This window comes from Streptomyces sp. NPDC049915 (assembly GCF_040656475.1).
Classification (GTDB): Bacteria; Actinomycetota; Actinomycetes; order Streptomycetales; family Streptomycetaceae; genus Streptomyces.
On the sequence record NZ_JBFAMH010000015.1, the window covers coordinates 139,070 to 157,143 of the forward strand.

An 18,074-nucleotide genomic window follows, 5' to 3' on the forward strand; every position below is an offset into this window, starting at 1 on the left:
AGAAAGCGCTGCGTTCGAGTACGCTTGAGCCATGACCGGTACCGATCAGCGCACGCCCGACCAGGACCTGCCGTACAACGTGTTCGCCAAGGCCTGCCCGTCGCGGGGCACGCTGGAACACGTCACCGGACGCTGGGGCGCGCTCACGCTCGGCGCGCTGCAGGAGGGTCCGCTGCGCTTCAACGAGCTGCGCCGCCGCGTGGACGGGGTGAGCGAGAAGATGCTGTCCCAGACGCTGCACGCGCTGGAGCGCGACGGGCTGGTGCACCGTGAGGCCCAGCCCACGAACCCGCCCCGCGTGGACTACGAGCTGACGGCGCTGGGCCATCAGGTCGCCGAGCGGCTGCTGAGCCTCATCCACTTCGTCGAGGGCAGCATGGACGACGTCCTGGCCGCCCGCGAGCGGTACGACGAGACCCGCGCTACGGCGTGACGCGCGGCGCCCGCTGGCACTTGGGGCAGAAGTAGCTGGAGCGGTTCATCCAGGGGCGGCGGCGCATCGGCGTGCCGCACCGCTTGCACGGCAGCCCCTCACGGCCGTACGCGTCCAGGGATCGGTCGAAGTAGCCGGACTCGCCGTTGACGTTGACGTACAGGCTGTCGAAGCTGGTGCCGCCGACGGCGAGGGCCTCGTTCATCACGTCGCGGATGTGGCCGAGGAGGTCGGCGGTGCGTGGCCGGGTGAAGCCGGCCGTCGGGCGCTCGTAGTGGATGCGGGCGCGCCACAGCGCCTCGTCGGCGTAGATGTTGCCGACCCCGCTGATCAGCGACTGGTCGAGCAGGGCCCGCTTGATGGTGGTGCGCTTGCGGCGCAGCGCCTGGTGGAACGCCTCGTCGTCGAAGAGCGGGTCCAGCGGGTCGCGGGCGATGTGCCCGATGACGTCCGGCAGCCCGTCGTCGGTCGTCTCGTGCAGCGAGAGCCCGCCGAACGTGCGCTGGTCGACGAAGCGCAGCTCGGTGCCCTGGACGTCGGTGAAGCGGACCCGGATGCGCAGATGCTTCTCGTCGGGCGCGGCGTGCGGCTGCACCAGCAGCTGGCCGCTCATCCCGAGGTGGGCGAGGATCGCCTGCCCGGTGTCCTCCAGCGGCAGCCACAGGTACTTGCCGCGCCGGCTGGGCACGCCGATGCGGTGCCCCTCGAGCCGGTGGGCGAAGTCGTCGGCGCCCGCCGGGTGGCGGCGTACCGCGCGCGGGTGCAGCACCTCGGCGTCGGCGACGGTGCGGTGGGCGACCCACCGCTCCAGGCCGCGCCGTACGACCTCGACCTCGGGCAACTCGGGCATGGGGCTCCCCCCGTCACGCGGTACGGCGTCACACGGTACGGATCGAGCGCCCGCCCCGGTGTCGGGGCGGGCGCTCGGTCGCTTGTCGGATCAGGCGGAGGCCGACGCCTCGTCGGCGGTCTCGGCGGCCTTCGCCGCCTCGGCCGCCTTGGCCGCCTTGGCGCGCTCGTCCGCGGCGGCGCGGATGGCACGCCACGCGGACTCGGCGGCCTGCTGCTCCGCCTCCTTCTTGCTGCGGCCGGTGCCGGTGCCGTACGAGACGCCTCCGACGCGGGCGGCAGCAGTGAAGGTCTTCTCGTGATCGGGGCCGGTCTCCGTGACCAGGTACTCGGGAACACCGAGCCCCTCGGTCGCGGTCAGCTCCTGGAGGGACGTCTTCCAGTCCAGGCCGGCGCCGAGATTGGAGGACTTCTCGATCAGCGGGTCGAACAGGCGGTGCACCAGTTCGGAGGCCGCTTCGAGGCCCTGGTCGAGATAGACCGCGCCGATCACCGCTTCCAGGGTGTCGGCGAGGATGGATGCCTTGTCCCGGCCGCCCGTGCCCTCTTCACCGCGGCCGAGCCGGATGAAGGAACCCAGGTCGAGCGAGCGCCCCACTTCTGCCAGCGCACGTGAGTTGACCACCGCGGCCCGCAGCTTGGCCAGCTGGCCTTCGGGCAGGTCGGGGTGGGTGCGGTACAGCGTGTCGGTGACGACGAGACCGAGTACGGAGTCCCCGAGGAACTCCAGGCGCTCGTTCGTCGGCAGACCGCCGTTCTCGTACGCGTAGGAGCGGTGCGTCAGCGCTCGCACCAGAAGGGCGGACTCGAGCTGGTAGCCGAGCCGCCCTTCCAGAAGCGTGTGGGACGAGGCCTGGTTGTCCGCCGACTGCTTCTTGGGCGTGGACACAGTGCCTCTCACCAGCCGCTCAGACCTCGAGGACCTGGCGCTTGTTGTAGGTGCCGCACGACGGGCACGCGATGTGCTGCTGCTTGGGCTCGTGGCAGCGCTCGCACGCGACCAGGGTGGGGACCGCAGCCTTCCACTGCGACCGGCGGTGGCGCGTGTTGCTGCGCGACATCTTCCGCTTCGGAACAGCCACGGCTACTTCTCCTGCTTCTCGTCGACGCCCGCTTCGGCGCCGCTCGTGTCGTCCTTGTCGCCGTCCCGAAGTGAGCCGGCGAATCCCTGCAAAGCCGCCCAACGAATGTCGACGGCGTCGTGGTGGTGGTCCGGGTCGTCCGCGAGCCGCGCCCCGCACTGGGGGCACAGACCGGGGCAGTCTTCCTGGCACACCGGCTGCATCGGCAGTGCGAGCACCACCGCATCACGCAGCACAGCTTCGAGGTCGAAGAGTCCGTCCTCGAGGAAGAGCCTGTCCTCGTCGTCCTCGGCGTCGTCGCCCGGTTCCGTGTGCTGGACACGGCCCCGGTCGTCGGCGTCAGGGTACGAGAACATCTCCTGGAAGTCCGCTTCGACATCGAGCTGAAGCGGCTCCAGACACCTTACGCACTCCCCCTTCGCGGTCGCACGGGCGGTGCCTGTGACAAGCACACCTTCCATGACCGATTCCAGGCGGAGTTCGAGCTCCATCGGGGCGCCTTCCGGCACTCCGATGACTCCCACCAGACCGAAGTCCCGGGGAGTGGGGACCGTGCGAGTCAGGCGCTGCAGCGCGCCTGGCCGCCGGCCCAGCTCGTGCGTGTCGAACACGAGGGGGTTGCGGTGGTCGAGGCGGGCGTTGTGAGCCATTCCTGCTTTCGGTCTTCCAGCTCAGGGGGTGACACCGCCGCGGAAGCTCCGGGCAGCGCTGATCGCGGACGTACTCGCGACCGAAGAGCCAGGATACTGGACCTTTCGCTCTCGGCCCAATCCGGGCCGGATGCTACAGGCCGCGGCCCTGCTCGTAGGCCCTGAGCTGCTCCGCGCTGATCATGCCGGTGTCGAAGAGGCTGGTCTCGTCGAGGGCGTACGACTGCTGCGGTCCGCCGTCCTGGGGCTGCTGGGGCTGCTGCGAGTGCTGCGGGTGCTGGGCCTGCTGCGGGTCGTAGACGGGCTGCTGACCGGTGTCGTAGCCGCCGTAGCCGTACGGGTCGGCCTGCTGGTAGCCGTAGGCGTCCTGCTGGGCGTACTGCTGATCCTGCTGCTGGGCGTACTGCTGCGGGTAGCCGGCGTAGGGATCGGGTTGCTGCGCGTACGCGGCGTACTGGGGCTCGGGCGACTGCTGGGGCTGGTGCGAGGGCTGCTGCGCCGGCGGGGCCTGGGCGTCCTGCTCGGCGAGCGCGGTGAGGTCGGCGAGGTAGTCGGCGTCGCTGGAGTGCTGGACGGTGCTGGTGTCGAGGGCGCCGAGGTCGTCGCTGGCGATCCGGCCGTGCAGCTTCTGCCGGCCGCGGCCGACCGCCTCCAGGGTCTTGGCCAGGACCGCCTCGAAGGCGCCGAGCTTGGCGTCGACGTAGGCGTCGGCGTCGCGGCGCAGGATCTCGGGGTCGTGGCTGCGCTGCGGGGCGTCCTCGTCCTCGTAGCCGTCCGCGTCGAGGCCGGGACCGGTGCCGAGGAGCTTCTCGCGGCCGCGGCCGACCGAGCCGAGGGTCTTGGTGAGGACGACCTCGAAGTTGGCGAGCTTGGAGTCCACGTAGTCGTCCGCCTCGGCGCGGATCTCCTCGGCCTCCTTGCGGGCCTCGGCGAGGATCCGGTCGGCCTCGGCCTGGGAACGGCGGGCGACCTCGGTGTCCGAGATCAGCGAGCCGCGCTCGGCGTGGGCGCCGGCGATGATCCGCTCGGCCTCCTGCCGCGCCTGTTCGACCATCTGCTCCCGGTCGCCGATCAGCTCCCGGGCCTGGGCGAGGGAGTCGGGCAGGGCCGCGCGCAGCTCCTCCAGCATCGACAGCAGGTCGGCGCGGTTGACCACGCACGAGGCCGACATGGGCATCGACCGGGCACCGGAGACCGCCGAGACGATCTCGTCGAGCTTTTTCTGCACGTCCACCGTGTGCTCGCCACTCTCTACGGATGTGATGGAGACGGACGGGACGACTGTAGCCCGTTCAGCCTTGACGCAGCCGCGTGTTGAGCGCCTCCAGCACGGGTGCCGGGACGAGGTGGGAGACGTCGCCGCCCCACTGTGCGACCTCCTTGACCAAGGAGGACGACAGGAAGCTGTAGGTGGGGTTGGTGGGCACGAAGAGGGTCTCGACGCCGGTCAGGCCGTTGTTCATCTGGGCCATCTGCAGCTCGTAGTCGAAGTCGCTGACAGCGCGCAGGCCCTTGACGATGGCCGGGATGTCGCGCTCCTTGCAGAAGTCGACGAGGAGGCCGTGGAAGGCCTCGACCCGTACGTTCCCGTACTCGGCGGTGACGGTACGGATCAGCTCGATCCGCTCGTCGATCTCGAACAGGCCCTTCTTGGACTGGTTGATCATCACCGCGACGTACACCTCGTCGTACAGACGGGAGGCGCGGGCGATGATGTCGAGATGTCCGTTGGTGATCGGGTCGAACGACCCGGGACAGACGGCGCGGCGCACTTGTGATCCCTCGCTCTCCGGTCCGGTCATCGTGCGTCTTCGCACGTAGAGGCGGCGCGACCGTACCAAAACGTTCCCTCGCCGTAGCGCCGGGCCCGGAGCGCTTCGAAACCGTCCGGCCACCGGAACTCCCCGCCTCTGGTGCTGCGCTCCACGGTGACGAGCGCTTGCTCAGCGAGCCAGCTTTCCGAGCGGAGTGTGAGCAGGATCTCCCGAAGATCGTCGTCCGTGACGGCGTACGGGGGGTCGAGGAAGACGATGTCGTACGGCGCGGTGGGCGGCTGGGTGCGGATGACCTGTTCCGCCTTGCCGTGCCGGACCTCGGCGCCGGGGAGGCCGAGGTTCCGCACGTTGTCGCGCACGGTTCTCGCGGCCCGTGCGTCGGCCTCGACCAGCAGGGTGTGGCCCGCGCCCCGGGAGAGGGCCTCCAGGCCGACGGCGCCGGAGCCGGCGTAGAGGTCGAGGACGCGTTCGCCGTCCAGGGGGCCGCCGAGGAGGGACTGCCAGGTCGAGAAGAGACCTTCGCGTGCTCGATCGGAGGTGGGGCGGGTTCCGGTGCCTGGCGGGACGGCCAGGCGGCGGCCGCCGGCTGCACCGGCGATTACGCGGGTCATCTTCGGTCCTCGGTCGTGAGCGGCTTCGCGTATCAGTGTGGCTGGTCGCGCAGTTCTCCGCGCCCCTGGGTCGGCAGTTCCCCGGGCTCCTGGTTCAGCCTTGGTCACCCCTTTTCCAGGTACTGCTCCCTTTCCTCGTCCACCAGGGCGTCCAGCGCCGTGCGCAGGCCCGGGAGCCGCTCCAGCTCCGGGTCGTCCGCGACCACCTTGGCCGCCTCCTCCCTCGCCTCCGCGATGATCTCCTCGTCCTCGATCACCGCGAGGACCCGCAGGGAGGAGCGGGCGCCGGACTGGGCCTGGCCGAGGACGTCGCCCTCGCGGCGCTGCTCGAGGTCGATACGGGACAGTTCGAAGCCGTCGAGGGTGGCGGCGACCGCGTTCAGGCGCTGGCGGGCAGGGCTGGCCTCCGGCATCTCGGTGACCAGCAGGCACAGCCCGGGGGCCGCGCCCCGGCCGACCCGGCCGCGCAGCTGGTGCAGCTGGGAGACGCCGAAGCGGTCGGCGTCCATGATCACCATCGCGGTGGCGTTGGGGACGTTGACGCCGACCTCGATGACGGTCGTGGCGACCAGGACGTCGCTCTCGCCGGCGGCGAAGCGGCGCATGACGGCGTCCTTGTCGTCGGGGTGCATGCGGCCGTGCAGCACCTCGACCTTCAGGCCGTTCAGCGGGCCGCGGGCGAGCTGCTCGGCGACGTCGAGGACGGCGAGCGGCGGGCGTTTCTCCGCGTCGTCCTCGGCGGACTTCTTCGCCTTCTTGGTGCCCTCCTCCTCGTCGCCGATCCTCGGGCAGACGACGTAGGCCTGGTGGCCGTTCTCGACCTCCTCGCGCACCCGCTCCCAGGCGCGGGCCAGGAAGTGCGGTTTGTCCGCGGCGGGGACGACGTGGCTGGCGATGGGTGAACGGCCGGCCGGGAGCTGGTCCAGGACGGAGGTCTCCAGGTCGCCGAAGACGGTCATGGCCACCGTGCGCGGGATGGGGGTGGCGGTCATGACGAGCAGATGCGGGGGCTGTTTGCCCTTGCCGCGCAGGGCGTCGCGCTGCTCGACGCCGAAGCGGTGCTGTTCGTCGACGACGACCAGGCCGAGGTCGTGGAACTGCACCTTGTCCTCGATCAGCGCGTGCGTGCCGATCACGATGCCGGCCTCGCCGGTGACGAGGTCGAGCAGCGCCTGGCGGCGGGCGGCGGCACCCATGGAGCCGGTGAGCAGGACGACCTTGGTGGAGCGCTCGGCGCCGCCCAGCATGCCGCCCTCGGCCAGCTCCCCCATCATCTCGGTGACCGACCGGTGGTGCTGCTGGGCGAGCACCTCGGTGGGCGCGAGCATGGCCGCCTGCCCACCGGCGTCGACGACGGCGAGCATGGCGCGCAGGGCGACCAGCGTCTTGCCCGACCCGACCTCGCCCTGGAGGAGGCGGTGCATCGGGTGTTCCGTGGCCAGGTCGTCGAAGATCTCCTGGGAGACCTTGCGCTGGCCCTCGGTGAGGGTGAAGGGCAGGCGGGCGTCGAAGGCGGCGAGGATGCCGTCCGGCTCGGGGCGGCGGGCCACCGCCGGGAGCTGGGCGTCGGCGTGGCGGCGGCGGGCGAGGGCAACCTGGAGGACGAAGGCCTCGTCCCACTTCAGGCGGGCGCGGGCGTCGTCGATGTCGGCCTTGGTGTGCGGGCGGTGGATCTTCAGCAGGGCCTCGGGCAGGGAGACCAGGCCCCGGCCCTCGCGCAGGCTGTCCGGGAGGGGGTCGACGGCCTCCTGGGCGCTGGGCAGGACCGTCTGGACCGCCTTGCCGATCTTCCAGGACTCCAGTTTCGCGGTGGCCGGGTAGAGGGGGATGAGCGCGCCCGCCCACGTCTCGACGCTCTCCTCGCCGTCGCCGCGCAGCAACTCGTAGGCCGGGTGCGCGAGTTGGAGGCGGCGGTTGAAGACGGAGACCTTGCCGGCGAACATCGCGCGGGTGCCCGGGAGCAGCTCCTTGTGCGGCTTGTGCACGCCGGCGCCGAAGAAGACCAGCTGGAGCCGGCCGCTGCCGTCGGTGATGGTCACCTCCAGTCGCTGGCCCTTGCCGCGCGGGGCCCGGGAGGAGGCGAAGGTGTGCAGGCGGGCGTCGGCGACCTGGGCGACCACCGTGACGTGCTCGTCCATGGGGAGGTCGGCGAGGTGGGTGAGCTGGCCCCGCTCCTCGTATCTGCGCGGGTAGTGGTGGAGGAGGTCGCCGACGGTGTGCAGGCCGAGGTGCTCGGCCATCACCTTCGCGGTGGCGGGGCCGAGCACCGACTTCAGCGGTTGTTGCAGTGGTTCTCGCAGTGCGGGCACGAGATCCATTGCACACCACGGCACTGACAATGCCGAAGACGTGCGGTGACCCGGCGCCCACGCCGTGCGGCCGGCCGGGCGGTTCAAGGCTTGGGTACGTCTTCGGAAATCCCTGGTCAGGACGTTCGTTCGAGCCGTAGGATGACGCGCTCCGGCCATCCCCCGCGGATCCCCGCCCCACCGGGACCGCCCGACCCCGCGCCCTCGGCCCTCCCCCACCAGCGGCGCTGTGACGATGGACTCGCAGACCTCACAGTCATCCCAGTCACCTCAGACACCTCATTCGTTCCAGGTCGACCTGCGTGGTCTGGTCGACCTGCTCTCCCATCACCTCTACTCCAGTCCGAAGGTCTATCTGCGCGAGCTGCTGCAGAACGCCGTCGACGCCGTCACCGCCCGCCGCGCCGAGGAGCCCGGCGCTCCCGCCCGGGTGCGGCTGTACGCCGAGGACGGCGCCCTGCGCGTGGAGGACTCCGGGATCGGGCTCACCGAGGCGGACGTGCACACCCTGCTGGCGACCATCGGGCGCAGCTCCAAGCGGTCGGACGGGTTGCGCGAGGCACGCTCGGACTTCCTCGGGCAGTTCGGCATCGGACTGCTCGCCTGTTTCGTCGTCGCCGAGCGGATCCGGGTGGTCAGCCGCAGCGCCCGTACGCCCGACGCGCCGCCGGTGGAGTGGACGGCGCGCGACGACGGCTCGTACACCGTGCGGACGCTGCCGGTGCGGGAGCGGCCCGAGGCCGGTACGACCGTGTACCTCACCGCGCGCCCCGGGGCCGCCGAGTGGCTCACGCCCGAGCGGGTGCTGACGCTGGCGCGGGACTTCGGCTCACTGCTGCCGTACGACGTACGGGTCGGCGAGGAGGCCGTCACGGACCTGCCCGCGCCGTGGGACCGCTCCTATCCGAGTCCCGCGACGCGCCGGGTGGCGCTGGCCCGGCACTGCCACGGGCTGTTCGGGTTCACGCCGCTGGACTCCATCGACCTGGACGTGCCGGTGGCCGGCATCCGCGGGGTGGCGTACGTGCTGCCACAGGCGGTGAGCCCGGCGCAGCGGGCGGGGCACCGGGTGCATCTGAAGGGCATGCTGCTGACCGAGCGGGCCGAACAGCTGCTGCCCGACTGGGCGTTCTTCGTGCGCTGTGTGCTGGACACCGACAGTCTGCGGCCCACCGCCTCGCGCGAGTCGCTGTACGAGGACGAGACGCTGGCGGCCGTGCGGGAGGCGCTCGGGGAGCGGATCCGGTCCTGGCTGACGTCGCTCGCGGCCGGTGACCCGGAGCGGCTCGCGGCGTTCCTGTCGGTGCACCACCTGGGGGTGAAGTCGCTCGCGCGGCACGACGCGGAGATGCTGCGCACGATGCTGCCGTGGCTGCCGTTCGAGACGACGGACGGCCGGCTGTCGCTGGAGGAGTTCGCGCAGCGGCACCCGGTGGTGCACTTCACGCGGACGGTGGAGGAGTACCGGCAGGTCGCGCCGATCGCCTCCGCGCAGGGCGTCGGTGTCGTCAACGGCGGCTACACCTACGACAGCGAACTGGTCGAGGCGCTGCCGTCGGTGCGGCCCGGCACGGTGGTCGCCGAGCTGGACGCGGACACCGTCACCGCGCACCTGGACGGTGTCGACGCGGACGTGGAGCTGGCCCTGGCGGGCTTCCTGGCGGCCGCGCGGGCCAAGCTGGACCCGCTCGGCTGCGATGTCGTGCTGCGGGCCTTCCACCCGCTGTCGGTGCCCGCGCTGCACCTGGACGACCGGGCGGCACGGCACGAGCAGGCGCGCGCCGAGGCGGAGGAGCAGGCGGACGAGTTGTGGGCGGGCATTCTCGGCTCGCTGCGCGGCAGCGCGCCCCGCGCGCGTCTGGTGCTCAACCACCTCAATCCGCTGGTCCGCCGGATCAGCGCGCTCGGTGATCCGGAGCTGATCGGCACCGCCACGGAGTCGCTGTACGGGCAGGCGCTGCTGATGGCGCAGCGGCCGCTCAGGCCCGCCGACTCGGCGCTGCTGAACCGCGCCTTCATCTCACTGCTGGAGTGGGCGACGCACGGGGAGGGCGAACAGCGATGAGCGAGATCACGGACTTCGACGCGTTGCGCCGCGCGATGGCGGAGAACTCCGAGCAACCGGAGGGGCCGGCGCGCAACGCGCGTGCGGAGCAGCTGCTCGCCGAGGCGGAGAAGCTGGACATCCCGCTCGCCGTGATCGAGGCGCTCGGGCACCAGCTGAAGGTCTACAACTACAGCTCCGAGAAGGCGAAGATGTTCGTCCCGTTCGCGCGGCTGCTGCGCCTGTGGGACGAACGGCCGGAGGACTTCGACGCGTACGAGGTGCACTCGCTGCACTGGGTGTTCAAGTGGGTGTCGGCCGGCATGCTCGACCAGCCGCACATCCCGCTGGCGTCCATCGAGAAGTGGCTCGGTGAGATGGAGCACCGCTACCGGCTCGCCGGGTACTCGGAACGGGCGGTGCGCAGCGCGGAGTTCGCCGTCGCCGCCCATGTGGGGGACCTCGCGCGGGCCGAGCGGGCGTACGCCGGATGGCTGGCCGCCGACCGGGACGAGATGGCCGACTGCCATGCCTGCGAACTGCACCAGCAGGGCGGGTGGCTTCAGCGGCGGGGGCGGTACGCCGAGGCGATCGAGGTGTGGCGGCCGGTTCTGGAGGGCGAGTTCACCTGTGCGCACGAGCCGCACGCCGTCCTCGCCTCCTCGCTGACGCCGCTGCTGCGGCTGGGCCGGGTGGACGAGGCGCGCGCCCACCATCTGCGGGGGCTGCGCCTGGTGCGGGCGATGGAGAGCATGCGGGGTGCGTTCGCGGACCACGTGGAGTTCTGCGCGCTGAGCGGCAACGAGGCACGCGCGCTGGAGCTGCTCGCCGAGCGGCCGGCGTACTTCACCGACGACGGGCAGCCGCGCAGCCGGCTGAGCTTCCTGGAGGCGGTCGTGCTGCTCATGGACCGCCTGGTGGAGCTCGGTCTGGCCGAAGAGCGGGTGCCGGGGCCCGCGGGACAGGCGTGGACGGCCGGCGGCCTCGCGGCACACGCGCGTGGCGAGGCGCTGGCGCTGGCGGCGGCCTTCGACCGGCGCAACGGCACGGCGTACCTGAGTGAGCAGTCCCGCGCGCGGATGGCGCAGCGGCCGCTGGTGGAGCGGCTGCCGCTGGGGGTGCGGTCGGTGCGGACGGCCGCGGCCACCGCGTCGCCGCCGGTGACCGGGCCCGTGGCCGCGCCGGTCTCCGGGCCGCCGGTGTCCGACGGGGACCTCCCGGCGCTGCTGGCACGGGCGCGGCGGCTGTCGGACACGCTGCAGCCGGACGCGCTCGAGGCGTGGGCGGCTGTACGGCGGGCCGCGCAGGGCGCCGAGCTGGCGCCGTACGACCGGGCGGAACTCCTCGACCACGAGGCGATGGGCCGGGGCGAGGAGGGCGCCGAACTGTTCGAGCGCGCGGCCGCGCTGTACGCGCGGGCGGGCGACGAGGGTGAGGCGCTCGCGGCACGCGCGCGTGGGGCGTACGTGCGCGCGCTCGCCGGTGATGCGGACGCGGCGCTGGCGGCGGTCGCGGAGCCCTACGAGCAGGTGCTCGCGTTGTACGCCGGGGACGGCACCGGGCTGCGGCAGACCGCGTCGGTGGTGATGAGCCGGGCGCGGATCCTGATGCGGCCGGTGCACGAGGCCGAGGGGCCGGTGGACGCCGCGGTCGCCGAACGCGCCGAGGGGGCCGTACGGGAGGTGCTGGCGCTCGTCGAGGGCCGCGCCGGTGACGACGTGCGGCTCGCGGCGCGGCAGGCCGAGGCCGTGGCGATGCTCGGCGAACTGGCCGCGCACGGCGGGGATCCGCAGGCGGCCGCCGACCTGTTCGCGCGGGCGGCACGGGAGTTCACCGGCGCCGGGGTGCCGTGGTTCGCGGTGGAGTATGAGGCGCGGCTGGCGCAGCTCGCCCACCACCTCGGTGACCTGGCCGAGGCCGAACGGGCGCTGCGCGCGGCACTGGAACACGGCGGGGCGCAGCTGACGCCGGTCGGGCGGGCCCAGCTGCATCTGCAGCTCGCCGAGGTCGTCGGCGGGCGCGGTGAGGTCGGCGAGGCCGCCGAGCACGCCCTGGAGGCCGCGCACTGGGCGGACGAGGCCGGCGAGGGGCCGACGCTGGGCGCCTGGGCGCGGCACCAGCTCGGCGGGCTGCTGGTCCGGCAGGGCCGGTGGGCGGAGGCGGCGGAGGTGCTGGAGTCGGCGCTGCCCGACGTGAGCGCGCACACGCACGGCGACGGGGCGGTGGTGCAGACCCTGTGGTGGCTCGGCGACTGCCTGGGCGAGCTGGGCGAGCACCGCGCGGCGGCGGAACGTCGCCTGCAGGCGGCAGACATCGCCCGGCACTGGCCGGAGCAGCAGGACCATGCCACGCTCGCCCATCTGGCCGCGACGAGCCTGGAGGCGGCGGGCCTGGCCGAGGAGGCCGGGCAGGCCTACGCGCGGGCCGGTGAGCTGTGGCGCGCGGTGGGCGATGTGCACGGCCTGGTCCGTTCGCTGCGCGCCCGCGCGTGGCTGGCGCTGCGGGCCGAGGACGGCCTGGCGGCGGCCCGGGAGCTGATGTCGGCGGCCGTCGAGGACTGCGCGGCGGCGCTGACGGCGGCAGGCGGGGACGAGGAGTCCCGGCGCCGGCTCACCGCGGAACTGGGCCACACGCACCGCCAGTTCGGCGATCTGCTGGCCCGGTCCGGTTCGGCGGCGTTCGAGGAGGCCCTGCCCGAGCTGGAGGAGGCGATCGCCGTTTTCGCCTCGCTGGGCCCGGACGCGGTCCATGCCCGTACCGGGGCGGAACTGGCCGCGGGATGGCTGGCGGCCGAGCTGGGCCGGCCCGACGCGGCGCAGGCACGCGCGCGGGCCGTCCTCACGGCGTACGAAACGGCCTCCGGGGACGACGAGACGGTCGCGTCCCGCCGAGCGGAGGCGGGAGAGCTGGCGCAGGCGGCGCGGAAGGCGGCGGACTGAGCGCGCCCTCAGGCGGACTGAGCACGCTCTCACCGTCTCCGGTGTCCCCGCCGCACTCACCGCCGTGCGGTGGGGTCACTCCACGCCGATCAGCAGGAGCGCGCCCTGCCGGCCGCCTCGGTAGACGACCGTGTCGACGGCGAGGTACGTCTCCCGTACCCGGGTCTGAAGGTGGTCGGTGACGCCGTCGGGGGCTTCGTCGCCGAGGACGAGGGTGACGAGTTCGCCGCCGGCGGCGAGCATGCGGTCCAGGACGGTCTCGGCGGTGGCGGTGACGTCCGCGCCGATCACGGCGACGTCGCCGTCGATGAGGCCGAGCACGTCACCGGCCTGGCAGATGCCGGCCGTGGTCCAGGACTCGTGTTCGGCGACGGTGACCTCGGCGTACCGGGTGGCCCCCGCCGCCGAGGTCATGGAGACCACGTCCTCGTCGAAGCGGCGGTCGGGTTCGTGCACGGCGAGCGCTGCGATCCCCTGGACCGCGGACCGGGTCGGGATGAGCGCCACCCGGATGCCCTCGGTGCGGGCCTGTTCGGCGGCCGCCGCGGCGGTGTGGCGCAGTTCGGGGTCGTTGGGCAGCAGTACGACCTCGCGCGCGTGGGCACGTCGCACGGCCTCCACCAGTTCCCCGCTGGCGGGCGGCTCCCCGGGGCGGGCGAGCACCGTCGTCGCGCCCGCCCCGGTGTACAGCCCGGCGAGGCCCTCGCCGGGGACGACCGCGACGACGGCCCGCTGGGCGCGCTCGCGGGGCGGGCGCTCGCCGTGCGCGGTGTGCGCGTCGCCGGCGCCGAAGTGGGTGATCCGGATCCGGTACGGCCGCCCGGCCTCCACCCCGGCCTCCACGGCGGCGCCGGCGTCGTCGACGTGCACATGGACGTTCCACAGCCCGTCGCCGCCGACCACGACCAGCGAGTCACCGAGGGCGTCCAGGCGCCGGCGCAGCCGGGCCACGGCGTCGTCGCCGGCCTCCAGGAGGTAGATCACCTCGAAGGCCGGACCGCCCGCGTCGGGAGCGGCCCCCGCGTCGGGGCAGGCGATGAGCGTCTCGCCGGGCCCGCGCGGGTGCCCGTCCGGATCGGTGGGTGTCTCCCCCGTGAACGTCTCCACGAGCGCCCCCAGCACCGCCACCAGCCCCCGCCCGCCGGCGTCCACCACCCCGGCGTGCTCCAGGGCGGCCAGCTGACCGGGGGTCGCGGCGAGTGCCGTGCGCGCCCCGTCGTACGCGGCCCGCGCGACCGTCCCGCAGTCGCCTCCCGCCTCGCCCGCACCCTCGGCGGCGTCGGCGGCCGCGGCGGCGACGGTCAGCACCGTGCCCTCGACGGGGTGGGCGACGGCCTGCCGGGCGGAGTCGGCCGCGCGCCGCAGCGCGCGCCGCAGCCCCGGCCCGTCGGCGTGAGAGTCGTCACCCTGCGCGGCGAGCACCTGCGACATGCCGCGCAGCAGCTGGGCGAGGATGGTCCCGGAGTTCCCGCGCGCCCCGATGAGCGCGCCGTGCGCCATCGCGTGGACGGCGTCGGCCAGGGACGGCCGCCCGCCACCGGTCTCGTACCCGGCGAACACGGCCTCCACCGCCCCGGCCGCCGACTCCAGGGTCAGATACAGGTTGGTGCCGGTGTCCCCGTCGGCCACCGGGTAGACGTTGATCGCGTCGATCTCCTCGCGCGCGCGCCCGACGGCGTCCAGCGCGAGGGAGCACCACGTGCGCACCGCGAGAGCATCGAAGAATGTCTGCGGCACCTGCGCCACCTGCGCCTCCCTGAGCTGCTGGACGTGGGACGCAGCGTAGACCCAGGCCGGGCGCCTGCCGGAAGAGGGCCGTGGGCGGGCCGCTGGGCCGCCATGGTAGTTTCGTTGTCCGGACGCAGTCGTTGTATGCTGCTCCGGTTGCCCGATCCGATCGGGCTGATTCCCCTGGCAGCGCCACTCAGATCTCAGATCACTCACCGATCGCAGGATCCGTCCCGGCATGCCGGGATTAACCGTAAGTGCATCTGAAGTCTTTGGAGTGACCGGTGGCTGCCAACTGCGACGTCTGCGGCAAGGGGCCGGGCTTCGGCAACAACATCTCGCACTCGCACCGCCGTACGCCCCGTCGCTGGAACCCGAACATCCAGCGTGTGCGTACCGTGGTCGGTGGGACGCCGAAGCGCGTGAACGCCTGCACCTCGTGCATCAAGGCCGGCAAGGTCTCGCGCTGACGCTTCTCCCCCACGCTCGGCTCCGCTCGAGCAGGGGGGACCCCCATCCGCGCGCGGCCACTGTCGGTTCGCTGCACAAAGCCGGTCCACCATCAGGTGGGCCGGCTTTTTGCCGTACCCACACCCCGCTGCGGCCTGCCAGAATCCCGGGAATGCGCTTCGGCATCCTGGGCCCGTCGGAGATCCTCACCGACGACGGCACTCCCCTCTCCCCCGGCGGCCCGCGCCCCCGCGCCCTGCTCACGCTGCTGCTGCTCGACGCCGGCCGCGCCGTCCCGGCGGACCGTCTCCTGGACGGCCTGTACGGCGCCGAGCCGCCCGCCGGGGCCGCGAACGCGCTGCAGTCGCAGATCTCCCGGCTCCGCCGGCGTCTCGCCCCGCACACCGCCATCGAGGCCGTCGGGGCCGGCTACCGGCTGGCCGTGGACCCCGGCGCCGTCGACGCCCACCGTTTCGCCCGCCTCGCCGCCGAGGGACGTGCCGCCCTCGCCACAGGTGACCATCCGCGGGCGGCGGCCGTGCTGCGCGACGCCCTCGCCCTGTGGCGCGGCCCGGCGCTGCCCGACCTGCCCGGCGCGCACGCCGAGCGGACCCGTCTGGAGGAGCTGCGGCTGGCCGTCGTGCAGGACCGCGTCGAGGCCGATCTCGGGGGCGGGGGCGGGGCGGAGCTGGTGCCGGAGCTGCGGGCGCTGGTCGCGGAGCACCCGCTGAGCGAGCGGCTGTACGGGCAGCTGATGCGGGCGCTGCACGCGGGCGGGCGGCCCGCCGAGGCCCTGACGGTGTTCGAGGAGGCGCGCGGCGTCCTCGCCGACGAGCTGGGCGCCGACCCGTCGCCCGAGCTGTCCGCCCTCCACCTGGACCTGCTGCGGGCGCGCCCCGGCGCCCCCGCCCGGCCCCGGCTGCCGGCGCAGCTCACCCGGTTCATCGGCCGAGAAGAGGAGCTGGCGCGGACCGCGGAGGTGTCCGCCGCCTCCCGGCTGGTGACGCTCACCGGTCCCGGCGGTGTGGGCAAGACCCGGCTCGCCCTGGAGGCGGCCCGCACCGCGCCGGACGTCTGTCTGGTGGAGCTGGCACCGCTGGCCGACGGCGAGCGGATCCCGTACGCCGTGCTGGCCGCGCTCGGGGTGCGGGACGGGTTCTGCGCTCCCGCCACGGACGCCACCGACCGGCTGCTGGCCGCGCTGGAGGACCGCGCGGTGCTGCTGGTGCTGGACAACTGCGAGCACCTGATCGAGGCCGCCGCGCGGACCGCCGCGCTGCTGCTGGGCGCCTGCCCCGGCGTGCGGATCCTGGCGACCAGCCGGGAGTCACTGGGCATCACCGGCGAGGTGCTGGTCCCGGTGCCGCCGCTGCCCGAGGAGCCGGCCGTACGGCTGCTGCTGGACCGCGCGCGTGCCGTGCGCCCCGACGTCGACGGCGACCACGCGCGCGTGCCGGAGATCTGCCGGGCGCTGGACGGGCTGCCGCTGGCGATCGAGCTGGCCGCGGCCCGGCTGCGCACGCTGTCGCCGCAGGAGCTGGCCGAGCGGCTGCACGACCGGTTCCGGCTGCTGGCCCGCGGCGACCGCGCCAAGGCGCCCCGGCACCGCACGCTGCGCGCGGTCGTGGAGTGGAGCTGGGAGCTGCTGGACGCGCAGGAGCGGGAGCTGGCGAGCCGGCTGACGGTGTTCCGCGGCGGCGCCACCCTGGACGCGGTGGCGGCGGTGTGCGCGGTGCCGTACCCGGAGGACGTCCTGGCGTCCCTCGTGGAGAAGTCGTTCGTGGAGGTGTCGGGCGGCCGCTACCGCATGCTGGAGACGATCCGCGCGTTCGCGGCGGAGGAACTGACGGGCGGCGCCGAGCACCTCACCGGCGCGGCCGGGCTCAAGGACGCGCACGCCGCGTACTTCCTTCAGCTCGCCGAGCGCGCGCAGCCGTATCTGCGCGGCGGTGAACAGCTGCCGTGGCTGGCCCGGCTGGCCGCCGAGCACGAGAACCTGGACGCGGCCCTGCGCCGTCTGACGGACACCGCCCCGCGCGAGGCGCTGCGCCTGATGGCCGCCCTGACCTGGTTCCGGCGGTTGCGGGGCCTGCACGGTGAACGGGTGGGGCAGGCGCGGGCGCTGCTCGGGGCGGTCGGTGACGAGCCGCCCGCCGGCCTGGCCGAGGAGTACGCGCTGTGCCTGATGAACGCCGTCTCCGGGCAGGGTGACGACCCGGCCGACCCGGGTCTCGTCGCGCGGGCGGCCGCGGTCATGGCGACGCTCGGAACGCCGCTCCGGCTGCCGTTCACGGTGGTGCTGTGGTCCCTCACCGGCGGCCCCCAGCTCGCGGTCGACGCGCACGTACGCGTGCAGGTCGGCGACGAGCCGTGGGGCCGGGCCCTGCTGGACCTCGGTCTCGCCTACCAGGCGTGGTTCTCGGGGCGCGCGGACGAGGCGGAGGAGGTCTTCACGCGCGCGTGGGAGGGCTTTCGCGCGACCGGTGACCGCTGGGGCATGGCCAACTGCCTGGATCCGCTCGGCGGCTTCGCCCACGCGCGCGGCGCACACGCGCGTGCCCTCGCGCTGCTCGACGAGGGCCTGACCCATGTGCGGGAGCTGGACGCCCCCGAGGAGACGGCGGACCTGCTGCACCGGCGGGCGTACGTGCTGCTGGCCTTGGGCGCCCACGAGGAGGCCGCCGCGCACTTCGCCCGCTGCCGCGATCTGGCGCGCACGGCCGGTGCCGCCGACAAGGTGGCGGGCGCGCTGCGGGGCCTGGGTGACACGGCCCGCCATGCCGGTGACACATCAGGCGCACGCGGCCACTACGAGAGCGCTCTGCAGGCGTGCGCGGCCACCTGGTTCAGCGTCGGCGAGACGGTGCGCATCCTGATCGGCCTGGGCCGGACGGCCGCCGCCGAGGGCGACACCGGCGCTGGCCGCGACTGGCTCGCCCAGGCCCGCGCCCAGGCCCTTTCGGCGTCCGACGTGCTGCTGCCGGCGGACGTCGCCGACGCCCTGGCCGATCTCGCCGCGCGGCCGCAGGAGGCCGCCGAACTCCTGGGCGCCGCCGCCGGCCTGCGGGGCCTGTGCCTGGACGGTGACCCCGACGTCGTACGCACGACACGGCGCACGCGTGCGTGCCTGTCGCCCGAGGCTTTCGACGAGGCCTTCGAGCGGGGCCGGCGCCTGCGGTCAGCGGCGGTCAGCGCACGGTAGGC

General features: G+C 73.6%; 14 protein-coding genes. 5 read left to right on the forward strand and 9 right to left on the reverse strand.

Annotated elements, in window-relative coordinates; all coding sequences use genetic code 11:
- Positions 1–31: 31 nt before the first annotated feature.
- Complete coding sequence (locus tag AB0J12_RS24965; protein WP_363266610.1) at positions 32–433, forward strand: helix-turn-helix domain-containing protein; 402 nt, start codon at positions 32–34, stop codon at positions 431–433.
- On the opposite strand, the gene mutM is transcribed toward AB0J12_RS24965, so the two are convergent.
- From mutM to recG, 8 genes are all read right to left on the reverse strand, one after another.
- On the reverse strand, positions 423–1,283 hold the full coding sequence (gene mutM, locus AB0J12_RS24970) for a bifunctional DNA-formamidopyrimidine glycosylase/DNA-(apurinic or apyrimidinic site) lyase (protein WP_363266611.1): 861 nt from the start codon (positions 1,281–1,283) through the stop codon (positions 423–425). The two genes, AB0J12_RS24965 and mutM, sit on opposite strands and share 11 nt — an antisense overlap.
- A gap of 90 nt (positions 1,284–1,373) precedes the next feature.
- Positions 1,374–2,171 carry a ribonuclease III gene (rnc, locus tag AB0J12_RS24975; RefSeq protein ID WP_363266643.1) on the reverse strand — a complete coding sequence of 266 codons (798 nt, stop codon included), beginning with the start codon at positions 2,169–2,171 and terminating at the stop codon, positions 1,374–1,376.
- Positions 2,172–2,190: 19 nt separating this feature from the next.
- The gene (rpmF, locus tag AB0J12_RS24980) at positions 2,191–2,364 is read right to left on the reverse strand and encodes a 50S ribosomal protein L32 (RefSeq protein WP_003951102.1); all 174 of its coding nucleotides are present in this window, start codon (positions 2,362–2,364) and stop codon (positions 2,191–2,193) included.
- Between the two features lie 2 nt (positions 2,365–2,366).
- A complete protein-coding gene (locus tag AB0J12_RS24985; RefSeq protein WP_363266612.1) occupies positions 2,367–3,014 on the reverse strand; it encodes a YceD family protein in 648 nt (215 codons plus the stop codon).
- Between the two features lie 133 nt (positions 3,015–3,147).
- Positions 3,148–4,248, reverse strand: a complete 1,101-nt coding sequence (locus AB0J12_RS24990; RefSeq protein ID WP_363266613.1) for an ATP synthase F0 subunit B — start codon at positions 4,246–4,248, stop codon at positions 3,148–3,150.
- Positions 4,249–4,306: 58 nt separating this feature from the next.
- Complete coding sequence (gene coaD / locus AB0J12_RS24995) at positions 4,307–4,786, reverse strand: pantetheine-phosphate adenylyltransferase (protein WP_363266644.1); 480 nt, start codon at positions 4,784–4,786, stop codon at positions 4,307–4,309.
- Positions 4,787–4,812: 26 nt separating this feature from the next.
- A complete protein-coding gene (gene rsmD, locus AB0J12_RS25000) occupies positions 4,813–5,400 on the reverse strand; it encodes a 16S rRNA (guanine(966)-N(2))-methyltransferase RsmD (protein WP_363266614.1) in 588 nt (195 codons plus the stop codon).
- A 104-nt stretch (positions 5,401–5,504) separates the two neighbouring features.
- A complete protein-coding gene (gene recG / locus AB0J12_RS25005) occupies positions 5,505–7,718 on the reverse strand; it encodes an ATP-dependent DNA helicase RecG (protein WP_363266615.1) in 2,214 nt (737 codons plus the stop codon).
- Positions 7,719–7,944: 226 nt separating this feature from the next.
- On the opposite strand from recG, the gene AB0J12_RS25010 reads away from it, so the two are divergent.
- Both AB0J12_RS25010 and AB0J12_RS25015 read left to right on the forward strand, forming a co-directional pair.
- Positions 7,945–9,774: an HSP90 family protein gene (locus AB0J12_RS25010; RefSeq protein WP_363266616.1), complete on the forward strand. Its 1,830-nt coding sequence runs from the start codon at positions 7,945–7,947 to the stop codon at positions 9,772–9,774.
- Positions 9,771–12,692, forward strand: a complete 2,922-nt coding sequence (locus AB0J12_RS25015; RefSeq protein WP_363266617.1) for a tetratricopeptide repeat protein — start codon at positions 9,771–9,773, stop codon at positions 12,690–12,692. Before AB0J12_RS25010 ends, AB0J12_RS25015 begins: the two co-directional genes overlap by 4 nt.
- Positions 12,693–12,767: 75 nt before the next feature.
- Here the strand turns inward: AB0J12_RS25015 and AB0J12_RS25020 are convergent, their stop codons facing one another.
- Entirely contained in the window at positions 12,768–14,438 is a 1,671-nt protein-coding gene (locus AB0J12_RS25020; protein ID WP_363266618.1) for a DAK2 domain-containing protein, read from the reverse strand.
- 266 nt (positions 14,439–14,704) lie between these two features.
- Here AB0J12_RS25020 and rpmB point away from each other — a divergent pair, with 266 nt between their 5' ends.
- Together rpmB and AB0J12_RS25030 are read left to right on the forward strand one after the other, a co-directional pair.
- The gene (gene rpmB, locus AB0J12_RS25025; RefSeq protein WP_004924906.1) at positions 14,705–14,890 is read left to right on the forward strand and encodes a 50S ribosomal protein L28; all 186 of its coding nucleotides are present in this window, start codon (positions 14,705–14,707) and stop codon (positions 14,888–14,890) included.
- A 152-nt stretch (positions 14,891–15,042) separates the two neighbouring features.
- Entirely contained in the window at positions 15,043–18,072 is a 3,030-nt protein-coding gene (locus AB0J12_RS25030; RefSeq protein ID WP_363266619.1) for a BTAD domain-containing putative transcriptional regulator, read from the forward strand.
- Positions 18,073–18,074: the final 2 nt, after the last annotated feature.

Bases quoted from the DNA above. Each gene is read 5' to 3' on its own strand.
- AB0J12_RS25015 (WP_363266617.1), top strand. From the start codon at position 9,771: ATGAGCGAGATCACGGACTTCGACGCGTTGCGCCGCGCGATGGCGGAG.
- AB0J12_RS24985 (WP_363266612.1), bottom strand. From the start codon at position 3,014: ATGGCTCACAACGCCCGCCTCGACCACCGCAACCCCCTCGTGTTCGAC.
- rsmD (WP_363266614.1), bottom strand. From the start codon at position 5,400: ATGACCCGCGTAATCGCCGGTGCAGCCGGCGGCCGCCGCCTGGCCGTC.
- AB0J12_RS25010 (WP_363266616.1), top strand. From the start codon at position 7,945: ATGGACTCGCAGACCTCACAGTCATCCCAGTCACCTCAGACACCTCAT.
- recG (WP_363266615.1), bottom strand. From the start codon at position 7,718: ATGGATCTCGTGCCCGCACTGCGAGAACCACTGCAACAACCGCTGAAG.
- mutM (WP_363266611.1), bottom strand. From the start codon at position 1,283: ATGCCCGAGTTGCCCGAGGTCGAGGTCGTACGGCGCGGCCTGGAGCGG.
- AB0J12_RS25030 (WP_363266619.1), top strand. From the start codon at position 15,043: ATGCGCTTCGGCATCCTGGGCCCGTCGGAGATCCTCACCGACGACGGC.
- AB0J12_RS24965 (WP_363266610.1), top strand. From the start codon at position 32: ATGACCGGTACCGATCAGCGCACGCCCGACCAGGACCTGCCGTACAAC.